Raw genomic sequence first — 16,746 nt, 5'->3', positions numbered from 1 at the left:
CGTCTGCCTTGGCTAACCGTCCACCTGAGCCTTAGACTTGGCGGGACGAGAGGAACGGTGATCCATGGCCACCACCATGAGCGCGACGCGGCGCCTGGGCGAAGTCGCGGCGGATCTGCGACCCGCCCGGCCGCCCTACTACATGTCCATCCCTGACCCCGGGTCGGAGCCGGCGCCCGGCTGGTACCTCGTGCCGGCCGGCACCGATCACCCGGTGTACCTGGGCCACAACGTCTTCGCGGCGTTCGAGGCCCTCCTATCCATGAAGGCCCACCGAGGAGCTACCGCCGCATGAACGTCCTGAAGCCCGAGCGCCCGATCTGGGAGGCCGGTCCCGCCGGGCCGTGGGCGGCGCGCGTCAAGGTCCGCCCGATCACGCGCGGCCGCGCCGTGCTGTTCGAGGTCGTCGCGAGCTGGGTCGGCCCGCCACAGGTCCAGTTCCCGGCGGACCCTCTCCCGGGCGAGCGCAACGACGCGTACGCGACGCCCGATCGCGCGCTCGCGCTCGAAGTCGCGGCGCGCGCCTTGGAGTCGCTGCGCGAGGGCGAGCGCGGGGCCGACGTCGGCCCCGGCGAGCGCGCTGCAGTTGACCTGCGGGCCATCGCGCGCGACCTCATCCGGCGCGACGACTCGAGTCCCTACGCCGACCCCGGGCTCGGCGCCGCCGCCCCCGCGGCCTGACCGTTGTTCGGGCGCCCCTTGGCGGGACGCCCGAACGGACTAGCTCGTGCCGTAACGCTCCTGCAGGCGCGTTACGGCTACGTGGCGCGACGCGCCGTCCAACGGCCGCAGTCGCGCTCGGCGCCGCGGCGGATCCGGTAGGCGACCTGACGGCACGCGCTGGTGCAGTAGCGGGCCGTCGAGCGCCGCGGCACGAAGGCGCCCCCGCAGGTCTCGCACAGCTTCACGGTCGCGCCGGCGATCGTGAGCTGTCCCGCTGTCGGCGCGCTCATGAGCGAATCTCCGAGAGGACCTCGTCTACGACGTCGGCGCTGTGCAGGAACTTCAGCTTGAGCGCCTTGCCGTCGTCGGCACCTGCGGCGATCGCGTGCACGGCGGCGGCCAGGCCGCCGAGGCCGCGCCGGCGGAGGCCGTGACATAGTGCCACGGTCTCCGCCAGCCACACGACCCGGTAGCCCTTCACCGGGCCGTGCGCCGACGTCACGCGAACGACGCCGCCGGCGGGACGTGCAGTGGTCGCCATCGTCATACCTCCTCGCCGACGTCGGCGGCCAGGCGGTTGATCGTTCGCGTGAGCTTGTTGCGCAGCTCGATCGCCTCGGCGAGGGTTACGTGCAGCTCCTCGCTGACCTCGTGGTGATCGACGCCGGCGCGCAGCACGCCGTCCGCGTCGGGCTCGGTGACGTAGACCGTGCTCATCGTCCGACCCCGCGCGCGAGGCCCTGCGCGATGTACTGGCCCGCGAGGGTGTCGGGGTCGACGCCCATCCGCTCGGCCCGGCTCACGAGCGCCTGATAGTCGGCGCGCAGCAGCGGCACGACCACGCTGGGCAACGCCGTCTTCTTGTCCGTCTGGTCCATGGGGGACCCTCCTTCGGGAGTAGCGTCCCGCGCGGGGGCGGCCGGTCTTGCCCCGGCCGCCCCCACGCAGGACTGACGGGCCGTCGCGGTGCAACGCGGCGGCCCGTCGCATTTGCGGAAACGGTCGCCGCGGCCGTAGGCTGCGGCAACGTTCCGGGCTCGACGGTTGCACCCGTCGGCCCGGTGATCCACCCACGAACGGGAGGCAAGCCCGTGCGCAGTCATGACCCCGCCAGCGAAGGCGGGGAAGTTCTCGTGGACGTCCTCGGACGCCCGTACACCCCGGCGATGCGACCCGAGCTGCGGCGCGGGAAGCCCGCCCCTAACGCGGGCCGGCGGTTCCCCGCCGAGATCCTGACCCACGCCGAGATAGACGCCGTGCTGCAGCACGTCGGCCGACCTCGCGCCGTCCGGGCTCGCAACCGCGCGTTGCTGATCGTGCTGTGGCGCGCCGGCCTGCGCATCGCGGAGGCGCTCGCGCTCGCGCCGCACGACCTGGACCTCGACGCGGGGACGCTCCTCGTGCGGCACGGCAAGGGCGATCAGCGCCGGGCCGTCGGCCTCGATGCGCAGACCGTCGCCGAGCTGCGCGCATGGCTCGACGTCCGCCGTGAGCTGCGGATCCCGCGAGGGTCGCCGCTCTTCTGCACGACCGCTCGCGACGCCGCCGGCCGCGGCCGGCCGGTGAAAGCGAGCTACGTCCGCGGGCTCGTCGCGGAGGCCGCGCGCCGCGCGCGGGTCGACAAGCGCGTTCACCCGCACGGCTTCCGCCACACGGTCGCCATCGAGCTGCTGCGCGAGGGTCACAGCCTCGTGCACATCCAGAAGGTGCTCGGTCACCGCGACTTGGCGACCACCGCGCGCTACGTGGACCACCTGCTGCCCTTGGAGGCCGTCGAGATGATGCGGGGGCGCCACTGGCCGGCCGCGGTGCGAAGGTCGGCCTAGCACGGCGCCACCGCATCAGCAGGGCGACCGCAATCCGTAACGCGCGCCGCACGCCGCTCGGCGGCGGCGCGCCGGCGGGCCGCCGCCCGCCAACGGAAGCCGAGCCGGTGGAGCTCCGGCCACAGCACGCCCAGGTGCCGGGGGAACCCCGTCGGCGGCCGCACGCCGTTGGCCAGGTCCGACGCCAGGCCGTCGATCAGCCGCATAGCGACCTCGGCGCCGGCGCCCTCCCGACCCTCGCCGCCCAGGGCGTAGCGGTCGAGCCGCTGCAGCGCGTACTCCAACGGCCGGGTGTCCCGCAGCGGTTCGAGCAGCTCGGCGCCGTCGAGCCCCCTCAGCCGATCGAAGAAGCCCTGTTCGAGCATCAGCACCACCCGGCGCTGCTCCGGGACGCCGCGGCGCTCCACCGCACCACCCCCCTCGATGCCGTGACCACCCGCCCACCGAGCGCGGCCAGCGGAATCCGACCCCCCAGGAGGCGAGGCCCCGTCCTCGGGGCCGGTGCGCGTCGTCGTCTGCGGCCGCCAGCGGGCGCGGCCGTCGCGATCCGGGCCGCCGCAACCGCGCGCACGCGTCTCTCCCTTCTCCTCATCGCCTGAGGGGGAAGCCCCGTAGGGGCCCCCCTCAGGCTCGGAGGACTTACAACTTAGGTGACGAGGAAAAGCGAATCGCGGGGTCGCGGAGCCACGGCCGGCCTTCCGACGCCACGGCCGCCGGCGGCGCTCGCGCCGCTGAGTCGCGGTCTCGTGCGCGCGGCGCAAGCGTGTCGCTTCGTTGGTAGAGCGTCAGCCTTCCAAGCTGAATGTCGCCGGTTCGAACCCGGTCGCCCGCTTCGAGTGAGAGTCCCGTTCCGTGCGGGGCTCTTGCGCGTCCGCGACGGGGCTCAGAACAGCCGCAGGACCTCGAAGCGCCCGAGCGCGTAGCGCGGCGGCTCCGGGGCGCGGCCGCCGCCCGCGCGGTCGGGGGACGCCTCCGCGGAGGCGTCCGGGGCGGGCCGGGGGCGTCGGCGGCGCGGGACACGGGGGACGACGAACAGGGCGATGCGGCGCGGGTCGGCGAGCCACTCGAGGCGGTCGATCTCGGCGGGGAGCGCGGTGCGCGTCGGCTGCGCGCGCCGCCAGGTGCGGCGCTCGTCCAGGGACGCCGCCCAGCGCACGAACGACGGATCGGCCTCGGCCTCCAGGACGCGGTCCAGCGCGTACCAGCGCATCGGGGACCGGAAGCCGTGCGGGTTGGGCGCCAGCGCGTCGGGCGCCCCGAGCAGCCGCTCGACGAGGCCCTCGGTCCAGCCGCGCTGGCGCTTCAGGTCGCTGGCCGCGACCAGCGGGGTGGGGCGCACCGCGGGCACCCACCGAGGGTAGCCGCCCGCGGGATCCGCCCCGCCCCGGACCCGGGCCTCAGCGGACGAGGCGCTTCTGCAGCGCCGCGAACAGCGGCAGGTGCCGGGCGGGGAGGAGGCGCACGAGGGCATCGACGGCCTTGGCGTCGTTGCCGACGAGCACGCGCGGCCGGTCGGCCTCGACGCCGCCGATGACGATGTCCGCCGCCCGCTCCGCCGGCATCTTCAGGAGCTTCTCGTTGTAGAGGCGGTTGCGCGCCTCCTGCTCGGCCGTGATCTCCACGCCGCTCTCGCGCGCGTGCTCGAGCGCGTTGTCGGCGATCGCGGTCTTGATCCCGCCCGGGTGCACGACCGTGACGCCGACGCGGTGCCCGCCGGCGGCCATCTCCGCCCGCAGCGTCTCGGTGAAGCCGCGGACCGCGAACTTCGACGTGCAGTAGTGGCTCATCTCCGGCTGCGCGAGGTAGCCGTTCAGCGACGAGATGTTGATCACGTGCCCGTCACCGGAGGCGACGACGTGGGGGAGGAACGCCTTCGTGCCGTGGATGACGCCCCACAGGTTGATGCCCAGGACGCGCTCGTAGTCGGCGTAGTCGCTCTCCAGCACGGTCGCCGAGTGCGCGACGCCCGCGTTGTTGTAGATCTGGTGCACGACCCCGTACTCGCCGACGACCTGCGCGGACCATGCCTCGACGGCGTCGCGGTCGCTGACGTCGACCGTCGCGGTGTGCACCGCGGCGCCGAGCGCCCGGACCGCGTCGGCGGTCGCCTGCAGACCCTGCTCGTCGACGTCGGAGAGGGCAAGCTTCGCGCCGCGGCGGGCGAGGCCCGTGGCGAGCGCCCGCCCGATCCCGGAGCCCGCGCCGGTGACGGCGCAGACCTTGCCGGCGACCGCGCTCACGCGACGGCCTCGACCGCGCGCCGGTCGGCGGCGGGCTCGAAGCGGAGCGCCGGGTCGGTGACCGGCTGGTCGCGCAGGTGCCGGACGTCCTCGTTGTAGTCCATGGCGAGGAGCCAGGGGGCGGAGGCGCCCTGCTTGGGCAGCAGGTGCAGGGAGCGCTGCACGTAGCCGGCGGAGAAGTCCAGCAGCGGGCGGGTCGGCATGTCCGGGTCGTCCAGCACGGGCATGAAGGTCCCGAGGCCGTGGGCGTCCATGTGCGCGAGGACGCGGCAGAGGTGCTCGCAGACGAGGTCGACCTTCAGCGTCCAGGACGAGTTCGTGTAGCCGATCGCGAACGCGAAGTTCGGGATCCCGCTGAGCATCATGCCCTTGTAGGCCAGCGCCTTCGTCACGTCGACGACCTCGCCGTCGACCTCGGCCTCGACGCCGCCGAACAGCAGCAGGTTCAGGCCCGTGGCGGTGACGATGATGTCCGCCTCCAGCTCGCCGCCGGAGCTCAGCCGGATGCCGGTCGGGGTGAACGTCTCGATGCCGTCGGTGACGATGTCCGCCGTCCCCTTGCGGAAGGCGCGGAAGAGGTCGCCGTTGGGCACCGCGCACAGCCGCTGGTCCCAGGGGCCGTACTTCGGCTTGAAGTGCACGTCGACGTCGATGTGCTCGGGCAGCTGCTTGTCGGTGAGCGCGCGGATGATCTTGCGCGCCCGGTCCGGGTACTTCTGGCAGAACTTGTAGAGCATGCGCTGCTGGAAGATGTTCTTGCGACGCGTGAGCTCGTGGCCACGACGGTCCCCGAAGACCTTGCGCAGCGCGTCGGCGATCGCGTCCTTCTCCGGCAGCGACATCACGTAGGAGGGGGGAGCGCTGCAGCTGCGTGACCTTCGCGGCGCCCTGCTTGGCGAGCGCCGGGATCAGCGTGACCGCGGTGGCGCCGGAGCCGATGACGACGATCTTCTTGCCGGTGACGTCGAGGTCCTCGGGCCAGTGCTGGGGGTGGACGATCCGTCCGCCGAAGTCCTCGGCGCCCGGGAACGTGGGGGAGTAGCCCTCGTCGTAGCGGTAGTAGCCGCTGGCGCAGAACAGGACCGACGCGGTCATGCGGACGGTCTCGCCGTCCTCGGCGCGCTGCGCCTCGACCGTCCAGCGCTGCTCGGGGGTCGACCAGCTGGCGCGCGTGACGCGGTGGCCGTAGCGGATGTGCTGGTCGATGCCCGCGTCGGCGGCGGTGTCGCGCAGGTAGCGCAGGATGTCGGGGCCGTCCGCGATCGCCTTCTCGCCGGTCCAGGGCTTGAACGCGTACGCGAAGGTGGAGAGGTCGCTGTCGGAGCGAATGCCCGGGTAGCGGAAGAGGTCCCAGGTGCCGCCGCTTGAGTCGCGGGCCTCGAGGATCGCGTAGGTCTTGCCGGGCTGCTTGTCCTGGAGGTGCCACGCGGTGCCGATGCCCGAGAGGCCGGCGCCGACGATCAGGACGTCGACGTGGTCGGTCGCGGTGAGGGAGCTCATGACGGGAAGCATGACCGACCGATCGGTCAGGACCAAGGGCGATCTGCCCCGATGTACGATCCTGTCTGTGCAACCTGCCCATGAGTCGTGGCCGACGCCGTCGCCCGCCGTCCGCGAGCTCATCCGCACGGCCGCCGAAGCGCTCCTCGCGGTTCCCGAGGAGGGCTACGACGCGATCGACGCGGTCACGCTCGCCGACCTCGACCCGGCGATCCTCGGCGACCCTGCGCTCGTCGCCGCGATCCGCCGGACGAACCGCGCGAACCTCACGCACTGGCTGCGGGTCAACGTGCAGCGGCCGGGGGAGCGGGTCCCCCCCGGCACCGCCCAGCGAGACCTTCGGCGTCGCGCGCGACCTCGTGCGCCGCGGCCTGGACCAGACCGCCGTCGACGCGTACCGCACCGGGCAGAACGCCGCCTGGCGGCTGTGGATGGCGCAGGCGTTCGCGCTCACCTCCGACCCGGCCGAGCTCGGCGAGCTGCTCGACGTGACGGCCCGCTCGATCTTCGACTTCGTCGACCGCACGCTGCTCGGGATCGCCGAGGAGATGCAGCGCGAGCGGGCGCACCTCACCCGCGGCACCCAGGCCGAGCGCCTGGAGGTCACGACGCTCGTCCTCGGCGGGGCCCCGATCGCCGCCGACCGGGCCAGCCGGCGCCTGGGGTACGAGCTCGGCCGCACCCACACCGCCGCGGTCGTCTTCACCGACGCCCCGGAGCCCGACCAGGGCGAGCTCGACGCGGGCGCCGAGCTGCTCGCGCGCGCGTCCGGGGCCCGCCGGCCGCTGACCGTGCTGGCCAGCTCCGCCGCCCTGTGGACCTGGACCGCGGGGCAGGACGGCCCCGACCTCGACGCCCTGCGCGCCGGCCTCGCCGGGCTGCCGACCGTGCGGGTCGCGCTCGGCCCCACGCTCCCCGGGGTCGACGGCTTCCGCCGCAGCCACCAGGACGCGCTCGCCACCCAGCGGCTGATGCAGCGCGTGCCCGACGTGCGCCTGACGACGTTCGACGAGGTGCAGGTCGTCGCGCTCGCCACCCACGACGAGCAGGCCGCCGACGAGCTCGTGCGCCGCACCCTGGGCCCGCTGGCCGACGCGCCCGCCGAGCTGCGCGACACGCTGCGCGCCTACCTGCGCGAGGACTGCAACGCCACCCGCGCCGCGCAGGTCCTCTACGCGCACCGCAACACCGTCCTCAACCGGCTGGCCCGCGCCCAGGAGCTGCTCCCCGCGCCGCTGGCCGGCCGCGGCCTGCAGGTCGGCCTGGCGCTCGAGATCGTGCACTGGCTCGGCCCCCGCTGACGGGCGCGCCGTGGGCGTCGGGGCCGCTCAGACGAGCACGGCGTGGCTCGTCACCGCGCGCGCGATCACGCGGTCGCCCTGCGTGATCTCCGCCTCCGCGGAGGCGATCCGGCCACCCGCCCGCAGGCAGCGCCCGCGGCACACCAGCGGCTCGCCGGCGACCGCGGCGCGCACGTACTGCACGGTCAGCTGGACGTGCGGGGCCGCGACCCCGGGCGGCACGTGCGCGTGCACCGCCCACCCGGTCGTGCTGTCCAGCAGGGCGGTCAGGTAGCCGCCGTGGACGATGCCGCCGCCGTTGAGGTGCTCCGGCCGCGGGTCGGCCTCCACGACCGCCCCGTCCTCGTCGGCCCGGATCGGCCGGAAGCCGAGATGGCGGGCGAACGGTCCCGGGCCGATGCGGCCCTCCTCGTCGACGCTCATCGCCCGCACGGTACCCGGCGCGGCGCGCCGCGCCGCGTCAGGCCTCGACCAGGCCGGTGCGGATCGCGTAGCGGGTGAGCGCGACGCGGTCGGAGGTGCCGAGCTTCTCGGCCATCCGCGCCCGGTGGCCCTCGACCGTCTTGACCGAGATGACGAGCAGCTCCGCGATCGCGCGCGAGCTGTGCCCCTCGGCGATGAGCTTCAGCACCTCGAGCTCGCGCGGCGAGAGCCGCGGGTCGTCCGCGGAGGCGGGCGCGGTCTCCCCGCGCAGCGCCGCCATCATGCTCCGCGTCGCCGCCGGGTGCAGGAACGCGTCCCCGCGGACCGCGGCGCGACAGGCGTCGAGGAGGTCGCGGTCGACCGCCGACTTCAGGACGTACGCGCTCGCGCCGCCGCGGACCGCCTCCAGGACGAACCGCTCGTTGTCGTGCATCGACAGGACGACGACCGGCAGGCCCGGACGACGCGCGCGGAGCAGCGGCAGCAGCTGCAGGCCGGTCATGCGCGGCATCGTGATGTCGACCACCGCGAGGTCGACCGGCAGCCGGTCGGCGAGCTCCAGCGCGTGCGCCCCGTCCCCGGCCTCTCCGACGACCTCGAAGTCGCGGTCGCCGTCGAGGATCAGCCGCAGCCCGTGCCGCACCAGCGCGTGGTCGTCGACGAGCAGGACGCGCAGGCTCACGCCGGCACCCCGGGAGCGAGCCGCAGCTCGAGCGCGGTCCCGCCGCCCGCCGCCGCACCGACGGTCACGCGGGCCCCCACGGTGAGTGCGCGCTCGCGGACCCCGCGCAGCCCTGCGCCCTCGACCAGGCGCCCGGTCGGCGGGCCGTCGTCGACGACGCGCAGCACGACGTCCTGCGCGCCCTCCGTCCCGAGCGTCAGCGACACCGTGGTGGCGCGGGCGTGCCGCAGCGCGTTGGTCAGCGCCTCCTGCGCCACGCGGTAGATCGCGGTCTGCCCGTCGGCGGGGAGCGGCGGCAGGTCCTCCTCGACGCGGCAGTCGATCGCCGGGCCGCCGACGACGTCGAGCCGGGAGCACATCGAGCGCAGCGCCTCCGCGAGCCCGAGCTCCTCGAGCGGATCGGGGCGCAGCGCCGAGACGACGCCGCGCACTTCGCCGAGGATGTCCCGCGCGAGCTCCCGTGCGGCGGCGGCCTCGGGGTGGTCGCGCATGCGGTCGAGCTGCATCAGCAGCGCCGTGAGGTCCTGGCCGATCTGGTCGTGCAGGTCGCGGGCGATGCGCCGCCGCTCGTCCTCCAGCGCCGAGAAGGTCGCACCGGCCGCGGTGCGGCGCTCCTGCTCCAGCCGCTGGGCCATCTCGTTGAACGCGGTGGCGAGCGCCTCGACCTCCGCGGGACCGCCGGGGACCTCGACGCGGGTGCCGGGCGCGAGGACGTCGACCCGGCGCATGTCGGCGACGAGCGCCCCCAGCGGACGCAGCGTGCGGCGCACGAGCACCGCGTGCAGCGCCAGGAACGCGGCCACGCCGAGGGCGAGCTGCACGATCTCGTGGCCCTGGACCGTCCGGCTCACGGTCGCGGGCGTCAGCACCAGCGCCACGGCGGCCGCCAGGAACACGCCGGCGCTCGACGCGAGGATCCGCCACGTCACCGAGGTCCGCATCGCCCCATGCTCCCGGATGGGGGATCCCCGCGGGCACCGTCGCGGGTTTCTCCCCCTGTCCCGCGCGGCTGCTCGCCGCCACGATCAGGACCACCACGGCGCCACGGACGTCGCAACCGACCCTGCGCACGATGCGAACACGTGTTCGACAGTGGGGCGAAACGCACGTCGCGGATGTTCGACACCGGGCGAAGGTGCGCCGCGCCGCCGCGCCGCAGACTCCACACGGCAGGACGCAGGAAAACTACTGTCGTTTGACTGAGGAGTTATCGATGCATCGCAGATCGCTCGCGCGCGGCGCCGCAGCGGCCACCCTGGCCTCGTTGCTGCTTCCCGCCGCGGCCCTGGCGCAGGAGCCGACCCCGATCGACGTCGTCGCCGGAGAGCTGAACGTCACGTGGGTGCTCGTCGCCACCGTGCTCGTCTTCTTCATGCAGGCCGGCTTCGCGTTCCTGGAGATCGGGTTCTCCCGCGGCAAGAACGTGGGTGCCGGGGTCGCGAAGATCCTCGTGAACTTCTCGATCGCCGCGATCGCCTGGTGGGCGGTCGGGTTCGCGATCGCGTTCGGTGGTGACGGCACCATCGCGGGGGACAGCGGCTTCTTCTTCCAGGTCGGCCACGAGGTCGCCGGTGAGGGCGCGACCGGGGAGACCGCGTCGTTCTTCATCTTCCAGTTCATGTTCGCGGCGGTCTCGCTCGCGATCGTCTGGGGCTCCACGCTGGAGCGCATCAAGTTCGCCGTGTACCCGATCTTCGCGCTCGTGTTCGCCGGCGTGATCTACCCGCTGATCGCCCACTGGGGCTTCGGCGGCGGGGTGTTCGCCGAGATCGGCGACGGCGTGCAGGACTTCGCCGGCTCGTCCGTCGTGCACCTCACCGGCGCCACCGCCGCGCTCGCCGCGTGCATCTTCCTCGGCCCGCGCCGCGGGAAGTACGGGCCGGACGGCAAGCCGCGGGCGATCCCCGGCCACTCGATGCCGCTCTTCGGGCTGGGCGTGCTGATCCTCTGGCTCGGCTGGTTCGGCTTCAACGGCGGCTCCACGCTCGGCACCAGTGGCAACGCGTTCGCCGAGGTCATCGCGGTCACCAACCTCGGTGCGGCGGGCGGCGTCATCGGCGCGATGATCGCGGTCGCCCTGACCGTGAAGAAGCTCGACGTCGGCATGATCGGCAACGGCGGCATCGCCGGTCTCGTCGCGATCACTGCGCCCGCCGGCTACGTCGAGTTCTGGGCGGCGCCGATCATCGGCCTCATCGGCGGCGTCATCGTCGTCTACGGCATCCTCGCGATCGACAAGAAGATCGACGACCCGATCGGGGCGACCTCGGCCCACGGGCTCGCCGGGATCTGGGGCACCCTGGCGTGCGGCATCTTCACCTCGCCGCGCCTGGCCGAGAACATCGGCATCGGCAAGGAGGGCCTCGTCTACGGCGGCGGGCTCGGGCAGCTCGGGACGCAGGCGGCCGCGGTCGGCCTGACCTTCGTCACCGTGTTCGTGCTGTCGAGCATCACGTTCCTGGCGATCAAGCACACGATCGGCCTGCGCGTGACCGAGGAGGAGGAGATCGCGGGCCTCGACATCTCCGACCACGGCATGTACGGATACCCCGAGCAGTTCATTCCTGAGGCCGAGCTCGTCGGGTACTCCCCGAGCGCCGGCACCCCCACGGAGGCGAAAGCATGAAGAAGGTCGAGGCGTTCATCCGGCACGAGGCGTTCGAGCCGATCCGGATGGAGCTCCTGCAGCTCGGATTCCCCTCGCTGTCGATCAGCGAGGTCAAGGGCTCCGGTCGGCAGAAGGGCATCACCGAGCGCTATCGCGGCGCGGAGCTCACGAACTACCTGCGGCCGAAGCTCAAGCTCGAGTGCGTCGTCGCCGACCGCGACGTGGCGACGGTCGTCGACACGGTGCTGAAGCACGGCCGCTCCGGGGCCGTCGGTGACGGCAAGGTCTTCGTCCTCCCGGTGGACGAGTCCTACCGCGTGCGGACCGGGGAGTCGGGGGAGGAGATCCTCCAGAGCCATCCGGGGGTGGCCGCCGACGTCTGACGGTGCCCGGGACCGTCCGGTCCTGGGTGACGCCGGATGGGGTCGAAGTGCAATTCCGCTCTGTCGGCGTCACCCAGGGCCGGACGGCCTCACCACGAGTCCACGTAGCGGCGCGTCCCCCGGGGCGCGCCGCCGCCGTTCCCCGTGTGCGCGGCCGCGTCGAGCGTCCGCGCGATCAGGTCGCGCGTCTGCGCCGGGTCGATCACGTCGTCGAGCTCGAACAGCTGCGCGGCGTTCAGCGCCCGCGCGTTCTCCTGGGCCAGCGCCGTGACCTCGCGGACGCGCCGCTCGCGCTCCTCCTCGTCCTCGATCGCCTCGAGCTCCTTGCGCAGCCCCAGGCGCACCGCGCCCTCCAGGCCCATCGGCCCGAGGTGCGCCGACGGCCAGGCGACCGTCAGCAGCGGCTCGTGCAGCGAGCCGAACGCCATCGCCTGCGCGCCGAGCCCGTAGCCGCGGCGCAGCACGACGGCGACCGTCGGCACGGTCAGGGCGGCCCCGGCGAGCAGCAGCCGCGACGCGTGACGCACGAGCCCGGTCGCCTCCGCCTTCGGGCCGACCATGATCCCCGGGGTGTCGATGAGCGACACGACCGGCAGGCCGAACGCCTCGCACAGCTGCAGGAACCGCGCGGCCTTGTCGGCCGCCGCGCTCGTGATCGCGCCCGCCGCGTACATCGTGTTGTTGCCGATCACCCCGACGGGACGGCCCTCGATCCGCGCCAGCGCGGTCGCCATCTCCGGCGCGAAGCGCGGCCGCAGGTGCGTCACCGAGCCCGTGTCGGCGAGCGCCTCGACGATCGGCGCGAGCTTGTACGCGCGGCGCGCGCGCTCCGGCACGAGCGTGCGCAGCAGCCCCTGGTCGCCCGCCGGCGCGTCGCGGTCCGGGACGGCGGGACGGAAGTAGCCGAGCAGCCGCCGCGTCACCTCGACCGCCTGCGCCTCGTCGTCGACGAGGACGTCGATCACGCCGTTCTTCGTCTGCACGTCGACCGGCCCGACGTCGTCCGGGGCGACCTCGCCCTGGCCGCCGCCCGCGATCATCGCCGGGCCGCCCATCCCGATCGACGTGCTGCGCGTCGCGACGATCAGGTCCGAGCAGCCCGCGATCACCGCGTTGCCCGCGAAGCAGCGGCCGTGCACGATCGCGATCCGCGGCACGTGCCCCGAGAGCTTCGCCCACAGCGCGAACGCGCGGACGTGCAACGAGGAGACGACCGGGTGGTCGGTGTCCCCGGGACGGCCGCCGCCGCCCTCGGCGAAGAACACGACCGGCAGCGCCAGCCGCTCGATCAGCTCGAACAGCCGGTCCTTCTTCAGGTGCCCGAGCGCGCCCTGCGTGCCGGCGAGCACCGTGTAGTCGTAGGCGAGCACGGCGGCCGGGTGGCCGTCGATCGCGGCGGTCCCCGCGAGCATGCCGTCGGCCGGGGTCGCGGCCTGCAGGTCCTCGACCGTCCGGCGGCCGCGCTGGGCGGCGATCGCGTAGCGGCCGTACTCGACGAACGACCCCTCGTCGACGAGGTCGGCGACGTTCTCGCGCGCCGTGCGCCCGCCGCGCGCGCGACGGCGCGCGACCGCCTCGGGGCGCGCGTCGTCCTCGGTCAGCGCCCGGCGGCGCAGCAGCTCCTCGAGATCCTCCATGCCGGGACTTCTACTGGACCGCGCACCGGCGAGCGGTTTGTGGTGATTCCACAAAAGCCCCGCGTGCTTGAGCCCGCCGCTCCATATCGCGGCCCCGCCCCCGGCGCCTACGGTGCGTCCATCGCGGACCGTGAGGGACGGTCCGGCTGCCCGACACACGACGTGAGGAGAGAGCGATGGGTCTGACGACGGGAGAGTTCCCGCCGGTCGAACCGGCCAAGTTCATGGACATGCCCTACCAGGAGCGGATCAAGGTCCTCTCCCGGCACTGGGCCGAGTACGGGTTCGGTGCCCCCAAGATCACCGCGATCGTCTACATCGTGAAGCTGCTCGTCCTGTACATGGGCGGCGGCATCCTCGTCGGCGCGCTCACGTCCGGGCTCGATCCGTTCTCGCCGAGCGAGTGGTGGGACGCGCCGATCTTCTACCAGAAGGTGGTCCTCTGGACGGCGTTCCTAGAGGCCATGGGTCTTGCCGGCTCCTGGGGTCCGCTGGCCGGCCACTTCAAGCCGATGACGGGCGGCGTCCTCTACTACGCGCGCACCGGCACGATCCGCAACCCGCCGTTCCCGACCAAGGTCCCCGGGACCGAGGGCGGCACCCGCACCGCGCTGGACGCGGGCCTCTTCATCGCCCTGATGGCCGCCTACGTCGTCGCGCTCGCCGTGCCCGGCACCGCCGACGGCGAGACCGGCATCGACCTGCTCCCGGTCGCGGCGATCATCCCGATCCTCGTCCTGCAGCCGCTGCTGGGCCTGCGCGACAAGATCGCCTTCCTGCAGGCGCGCTCCGAGCAGTACCTGCCGGCGCTCGTCTTCTTCGCGTTCTTCCCGTTCGTCGACATGATCGTCGCGGCGAAGATCCTCATCGTCACCGTCTGGTGCGGTGCCGCCTTCTCGAAGTTCGGCCACCACTTCGGCAACGTCATCCCGCCGATGGTCTCCAACACCCCGTGGCTCAGCTCGCGCAAGGTCAAGAAGATGCACTACCGCAACTTCCCGGAGGACCTCCGCCCGTCGAAGGCCGCCGTCCGCATCGCGCACGGCCCGGGCACCCTGGTCGAGTTCGGCACGCCGCTCGTCCTGCTGTTCAGCGGCAACGAGACCCTCAGCGTCGCCGCGGCGATCCTGATGATCTGCTTCCACGTCTTCATCACCTCGACGTTCCCGCTCGCGGTGCCGCTGGAGTGGAACATCGGCTTCATCTTCATCACCGCGTTCCTGTTCATCGGCTGGCCCAACCACGAGGGCTTCGGGCTCGGTGACATGGACACGACGCTGATGATCCTGACGTTCGCCGCCTGCCTGTTCTTCCCGATCGTCGGGAACATGCGGCCCGACAAGGTGTCGTTCCTGCCGTCGATGCGGCAGTACGCGGGCAACTGGGCGTCGGCGATGTGGGCGTTCGCCCCGGGCGCCGAGAAGAAGCTCGACGACCACCTCGTCAAGCCGGCCCTCATGCAGCGCCAGCAGCTCGTCCCGCTCTACGGGGACGACGAGGCCGAGGTCATCATGCAGCAGCTCATCGGCTGGCGGGCGATGCACTCGCAGGGCCGCGGGATGAACTCCGTGATGATCAAGACGCTCGGCGCGGACATGGACCACTACATCCCGCGCGAGGCGGAGTTCTCCTGCAACGCGATCACCGGCTTCAACTTCGGTGACGGGCACTTCCACGACGAGCACTTCCTGCGCACCGTGCAGGAGAAGTGCAACTTCGCCCCGGGCGAGTTCATGGTCGTCTGGGTCGAGTCCGAGCGCGTCGGCGAGGACAAGCAGTACTACTTCGTGATGGACGTCGCGGTCGGCGTCGTCGAGCGCGGCTACTGGAAGGTGACCGAAGCGGTCGCCGAGCAGCCGTGGCTGCCGAACGGGCCGATCGACACGACGGTCACGTGGAAGCTGGACGGCTACGAGCGCGTCCGCTACCCGGCACAGCCGCGACCGGTCCCCGCGGCCGGCGACGACGCGGACACCCCGGCACTGCCGGTATGAGCAGGGCGGTCGTGGTCGGCAGCGGGCCCAACGGGCTCGCCGCCGCCCTCACGCTCGCGTCGGAGGGTCTCGAGGTCACCGTCCTCGAGGCCGCCGACCGACTGGGTGGCGGCACGCGCAGCAGCGAGCTGACCGTCCCCGGCCTCCTGCACGACGAGTGCTCCGCGGCGCACCCGCTCGCACTCGACACGCCGTTCTCGCGGCGCTTCGACCTCGGGGCCCACGGCCTGCGCTGGCTGTGGCCCGAGGTGCAGTACTCCCACCCGCTGGACGGTGGCCGCGGGGCCGCCGCCTGGCGGTCGGTGGAGCGCACCGCTGACGCGCTGCCGGGACGCGACGGGCGACGTTGGAAGGCGATCTTCGGCTGGCTGGAGGGCCGCTTCGACCGGCTCGCCGCCGAGATCGTGCAGCCGGTGCTGCACGTGCCGCGCGCCCCGGTCGCGATGGGCGTCTTCGGCGCGTTCTCCGGTCTGCCCGCCTCGCTGCTGACCCGGGCGTGGGCGACCGAGGAGGGCCGCGCCCTGTTCGCCGGGGTCGCCGCCCACGCGTTCCGGCCGTTCGGGTCGCCGATGTCCTCCGCGATCGGCGTCACCCTCGGCACCGCGGCGCACCGCTACGGCTGGCCGGTCGCCCAGGGCGGCTCGCAGGCGATCTCCGCCGCGATGATCGCGCTCGCGACGGAGCACGGCGTGCGCTTCGAGACCGGGGTCACCGTCCGGTCGCTCGAGGAGGTCGCCGACCACGACGTCGTCATGCTCGACACCTCGCCGCGCGCGGCCGCCGACATCGCCGGGGACCGCATGCCGGCGCGCGTCGCGCGCGCCTACCGGCGCTTCCGGCACGGGCCGGGCGCCTTCAAGGTCGAGTTCGCGGTCGACGGCGGGGTGCCGTGGGCGCACGCCGAGTCGCGCCTGGCGGGCACCGTGCACGTGTGCGGGGACTGGCGCGAGACCGCGGCCGCCGAGCGCATGACCTGCCGGGGCGAGATGCCCGAGCGCCCGTACGTGCTGGTCTGCCAGCAGTCGCTCGCGGACCCCTCGCGCGCCAATGGCGACCTGCATCCCCTGTACGCGTACGCGCACGTCCCGTCGGGCTACACGGGCGACGCGACCGCGGCGATCGAGGCGCAGATCGAGCGCTTCGCGCCCGGGTTCCGCGACCGCATCGTCGGGCGGCACGTCCGCTCCGCCGTGGCGATGCAGGAGCACAACGTCAACTACGTCGGCGGCGACATCGTCACCGGCGCCAACGACCCGCTGCAGATGGTCTTCCGCCCGCGCGCGACGCTCGACCCGTACGCGACCGGCATCGACGGCGTCTACCTCTGCAGCGCGGCGACGCCGCCCGGGGCGGGCGCGCACGGCATGTGCGGCTACAACGCGGCGCTGTCGGCGCTCGCACGGATCGACCCGTCCGCCGCGCGCCGCGTGCGCGACGCGTCGGAGTCGTCGATCCCCGAGCCCGAGTACGCCGGCGGCTGGTAGCCGGG

The 16,746-nt window shown here is 73.3% G+C and carries 19 protein-coding genes, 1 tRNA gene and 1 pseudogene; 9 read left to right on the top strand and 12 right to left on the bottom strand.

Translation table 11 applies throughout. The features are described 5' to 3' along the window. Window positions 1–64 precede the first annotated feature (64 nt). Window positions 65–295: a hypothetical protein gene (locus tag GKE82_RS05865; protein WP_154732666.1), complete on the top strand. Its 231-nt coding sequence runs from the start codon at window positions 65–67 to the stop codon at window positions 293–295. Continuing rightward, complete coding sequence (locus tag GKE82_RS05860) at window positions 292–681, top strand: hypothetical protein (RefSeq protein WP_154732665.1); 390 nt, start codon at window positions 292–294, stop codon at window positions 679–681. Before GKE82_RS05865 ends, GKE82_RS05860 begins: the two co-directional genes overlap by 4 nt. 77 nt (window positions 682–758) lie before the next feature. Here GKE82_RS05860 and GKE82_RS05855 read toward each other — a convergent pair whose 3' ends face one another. Genes GKE82_RS05855 through GKE82_RS05840 form a run of 4 tightly spaced genes read right to left on the bottom strand, consistent with a single transcriptional unit; the run spans window position 759 to window position 1,541 of the window. After that, window positions 759–953 carry a hypothetical protein gene (locus GKE82_RS05855; protein WP_154732664.1) on the bottom strand — a complete coding sequence of 65 codons (195 nt, stop codon included), beginning with the start codon at window positions 951–953 and terminating at the stop codon, window positions 759–761. Further along, complete coding sequence (locus GKE82_RS05850) at window positions 950–1,204, bottom strand: hypothetical protein (protein ID WP_154732663.1); 255 nt, start codon at window positions 1,202–1,204, stop codon at window positions 950–952. Before GKE82_RS05850 ends, GKE82_RS05855 begins: the two co-directional genes overlap by 4 nt. A gap of 2 nt (window positions 1,205–1,206) precedes the next feature. After that, window positions 1,207–1,380, bottom strand: a complete 174-nt coding sequence (locus GKE82_RS05845) for a hypothetical protein (RefSeq protein WP_154732662.1) — start codon at window positions 1,378–1,380, stop codon at window positions 1,207–1,209. Beyond that, entirely contained in the window at window positions 1,377–1,541 is a 165-nt protein-coding gene (locus GKE82_RS05840) for a hypothetical protein (RefSeq protein WP_154732661.1), read from the bottom strand. The genes GKE82_RS05845 and GKE82_RS05840 overlap by 4 nt, the downstream gene beginning before the upstream one ends. A gap of 288 nt (window positions 1,542–1,829) precedes the next feature. On the opposite strand from GKE82_RS05840, the gene GKE82_RS05835 reads away from it, so the two are divergent. Then, window positions 1,830–2,489, top strand: coding sequence for a site-specific integrase (locus tag GKE82_RS05835; RefSeq protein ID WP_154732660.1), 660 nt, complete (start codon window positions 1,830–1,832; stop codon window positions 2,487–2,489). Here GKE82_RS05835 and GKE82_RS05830 read toward each other — a convergent pair. Further along, window positions 2,486–2,896, bottom strand: coding sequence for a hypothetical protein (locus GKE82_RS05830; RefSeq protein WP_154732659.1), 411 nt, complete (start codon window positions 2,894–2,896; stop codon window positions 2,486–2,488). The genes GKE82_RS05835 and GKE82_RS05830 overlap by 4 nt on opposite strands. 354 nt (window positions 2,897–3,250) lie before the next feature. On the opposite strand from GKE82_RS05830, the gene GKE82_RS05825 reads away from it, so the two are divergent. Continuing rightward, window positions 3,251–3,321: transfer RNA gene (locus GKE82_RS05825), tRNA-Gly, on the top strand. A gap of 51 nt (window positions 3,322–3,372) precedes the next feature. Here GKE82_RS05825 and GKE82_RS05820 read toward each other — a convergent pair. From GKE82_RS05820 to GKE82_RS31240, 3 genes and pseudogenes are all read right to left on the bottom strand, one after another. Beyond that, the gene (locus tag GKE82_RS05820; RefSeq protein WP_107570641.1) at window positions 3,373–3,837 is read right to left on the bottom strand and encodes a hypothetical protein; all 465 of its coding nucleotides are present in this window, start codon (window positions 3,835–3,837) and stop codon (window positions 3,373–3,375) included. Window positions 3,838–3,886: 49 nt separating this feature from the next. Then, window positions 3,887–4,729 (bottom strand): SDR family NAD(P)-dependent oxidoreductase, encoded by an 843-nt coding sequence (locus tag GKE82_RS27925; RefSeq protein WP_309233797.1) that lies wholly within the window; start codon window positions 4,727–4,729, stop codon window positions 3,887–3,889. Continuing rightward, window positions 4,726–6,229 (bottom strand): annotated as a pseudogene (locus GKE82_RS31240) (flavin-containing monooxygenase). The gene GKE82_RS27925 and the pseudogene GKE82_RS31240 overlap by 4 nt, the downstream one beginning before the upstream one ends. Before the next feature lie 359 nt (window positions 6,230–6,588). On the opposite strand from GKE82_RS31240, the gene GKE82_RS27910 reads away from it, so the two are divergent. After that, a complete protein-coding gene (locus GKE82_RS27910) occupies window positions 6,589–7,530 on the top strand; it encodes a helix-turn-helix domain-containing protein (protein ID WP_309233446.1) in 942 nt (313 codons plus the stop codon). Between the two features lie 27 nt (window positions 7,531–7,557). Here GKE82_RS27910 and GKE82_RS05800 read toward each other — a convergent pair whose 3' ends face one another. From GKE82_RS05800 to GKE82_RS05790, 3 genes are read right to left on the bottom strand one after another with little or no spacing between them, the layout of a single operon-like run. Continuing rightward, window positions 7,558–7,953 carry a PaaI family thioesterase gene (locus GKE82_RS05800; protein ID WP_154732658.1) on the bottom strand — a complete coding sequence of 132 codons (396 nt, stop codon included), beginning with the start codon at window positions 7,951–7,953 and terminating at the stop codon, window positions 7,558–7,560. 37 nt (window positions 7,954–7,990) lie between these two features. After that, window positions 7,991–8,635 carry a response regulator transcription factor gene (locus tag GKE82_RS05795; RefSeq protein WP_107570636.1) on the bottom strand — a complete coding sequence of 215 codons (645 nt, stop codon included), beginning with the start codon at window positions 8,633–8,635 and terminating at the stop codon, window positions 7,991–7,993. Next, window positions 8,632–9,576 carry a sensor histidine kinase gene (locus GKE82_RS05790; RefSeq protein WP_154732657.1) on the bottom strand — a complete coding sequence of 315 codons (945 nt, stop codon included), beginning with the start codon at window positions 9,574–9,576 and terminating at the stop codon, window positions 8,632–8,634. The genes GKE82_RS05795 and GKE82_RS05790 overlap by 4 nt, the downstream gene beginning before the upstream one ends. A gap of 272 nt (window positions 9,577–9,848) precedes the next feature. On the opposite strand from GKE82_RS05790, the gene GKE82_RS05785 reads away from it, so the two are divergent. Both GKE82_RS05785 and GKE82_RS05780 read left to right on the top strand, forming a co-directional pair. Next, the gene (locus tag GKE82_RS05785) at window positions 9,849–11,261 is read left to right on the top strand and encodes an ammonium transporter (RefSeq protein ID WP_107570634.1); all 1,413 of its coding nucleotides are present in this window, start codon (window positions 9,849–9,851) and stop codon (window positions 11,259–11,261) included. Further along, window positions 11,258–11,626: a P-II family nitrogen regulator gene (locus GKE82_RS05780; protein WP_154732656.1), complete on the top strand. Its 369-nt coding sequence runs from the start codon at window positions 11,258–11,260 to the stop codon at window positions 11,624–11,626. Before GKE82_RS05785 ends, GKE82_RS05780 begins: the two co-directional genes overlap by 4 nt. An 89-nt stretch (window positions 11,627–11,715) precedes the next feature. Here GKE82_RS05780 and GKE82_RS05775 read toward each other — a convergent pair whose 3' ends face one another. Continuing rightward, window positions 11,716–13,263, bottom strand: coding sequence for an acyl-CoA carboxylase subunit beta (locus GKE82_RS05775; RefSeq protein WP_154732655.1), 1,548 nt, complete (start codon window positions 13,261–13,263; stop codon window positions 11,716–11,718). Between the two features lie 176 nt (window positions 13,264–13,439). Between GKE82_RS05775 and GKE82_RS05770 the strand changes: the two genes are divergently transcribed. Both GKE82_RS05770 and GKE82_RS05765 read left to right on the top strand, forming a co-directional pair. After that, a complete protein-coding gene (locus GKE82_RS05770) occupies window positions 13,440–15,257 on the top strand; it encodes a DUF3556 domain-containing protein (protein ID WP_154732654.1) in 1,818 nt (605 codons plus the stop codon). Beyond that, window positions 15,254–16,741, top strand: coding sequence for an NAD(P)/FAD-dependent oxidoreductase (locus tag GKE82_RS05765; protein ID WP_107570630.1), 1,488 nt, complete (start codon window positions 15,254–15,256; stop codon window positions 16,739–16,741). The genes GKE82_RS05770 and GKE82_RS05765 overlap by 4 nt, the downstream gene beginning before the upstream one ends. The last annotated feature ends 5 nt before the right edge of the window (window positions 16,742–16,746 follow it).

Source organism: Conexibacter sp. W3-3-2, assembly GCF_009707605.1.
In the GTDB taxonomy this organism is placed as follows: Bacteria; Actinomycetota; Thermoleophilia; order Solirubrobacterales; family Solirubrobacteraceae; genus Paraconexibacter; species Paraconexibacter algicola.
Note: the sequence above shows the minus strand (reverse complement) of the source record. Positions and strands in the feature narration are given on the sequence as shown.

Excerpts from the sequence above, each read along its gene's own strand:
- GKE82_RS05865 (WP_154732666.1), top strand. The coding sequence starts at position 65 with ATGGCCACCACCATGAGCGCGACGCGGCGCCTGGGCGAAGTCGCGGCG.
- GKE82_RS05860 (WP_154732665.1), top strand. The coding sequence starts at position 292 with ATGAACGTCCTGAAGCCCGAGCGCCCGATCTGGGAGGCCGGTCCCGCC.
- GKE82_RS05855 (WP_154732664.1), bottom strand. The coding sequence starts at position 953 with ATGAGCGCGCCGACAGCGGGACAGCTCACGATCGCCGGCGCGACCGTG.
- GKE82_RS05850 (WP_154732663.1), bottom strand. The coding sequence starts at position 1,204 with ATGGCGACCACTGCACGTCCCGCCGGCGGCGTCGTTCGCGTGACGTCG.
- GKE82_RS05845 (WP_154732662.1), bottom strand. The coding sequence starts at position 1,380 with ATGAGCACGGTCTACGTCACCGAGCCCGACGCGGACGGCGTGCTGCGC.
- GKE82_RS05840 (WP_154732661.1), bottom strand. The coding sequence starts at position 1,541 with ATGGACCAGACGGACAAGAAGACGGCGTTGCCCAGCGTGGTCGTGCCG.
- GKE82_RS05835 (WP_154732660.1), top strand. The coding sequence starts at position 1,830 with ATGCGACCCGAGCTGCGGCGCGGGAAGCCCGCCCCTAACGCGGGCCGG.
- GKE82_RS05800 (WP_154732658.1), bottom strand. The coding sequence starts at position 7,953 with ATGAGCGTCGACGAGGAGGGCCGCATCGGCCCGGGACCGTTCGCCCGC.
- GKE82_RS05790 (WP_154732657.1), bottom strand. The coding sequence starts at position 9,576 with ATGCGGACCTCGGTGACGTGGCGGATCCTCGCGTCGAGCGCCGGCGTG.
- GKE82_RS05785 (WP_107570634.1), top strand. The coding sequence starts at position 9,849 with ATGCATCGCAGATCGCTCGCGCGCGGCGCCGCAGCGGCCACCCTGGCC.
- GKE82_RS05780 (WP_154732656.1), top strand. The coding sequence starts at position 11,258 with ATGAAGAAGGTCGAGGCGTTCATCCGGCACGAGGCGTTCGAGCCGATC.
- GKE82_RS05775 (WP_154732655.1), bottom strand. The coding sequence starts at position 13,263 with ATGGAGGATCTCGAGGAGCTGCTGCGCCGCCGGGCGCTGACCGAGGAC.
- GKE82_RS05770 (WP_154732654.1), top strand. The coding sequence starts at position 13,440 with ATGGGTCTGACGACGGGAGAGTTCCCGCCGGTCGAACCGGCCAAGTTC.
- GKE82_RS05765 (WP_107570630.1), top strand. The coding sequence starts at position 15,254 with ATGAGCAGGGCGGTCGTGGTCGGCAGCGGGCCCAACGGGCTCGCCGCC.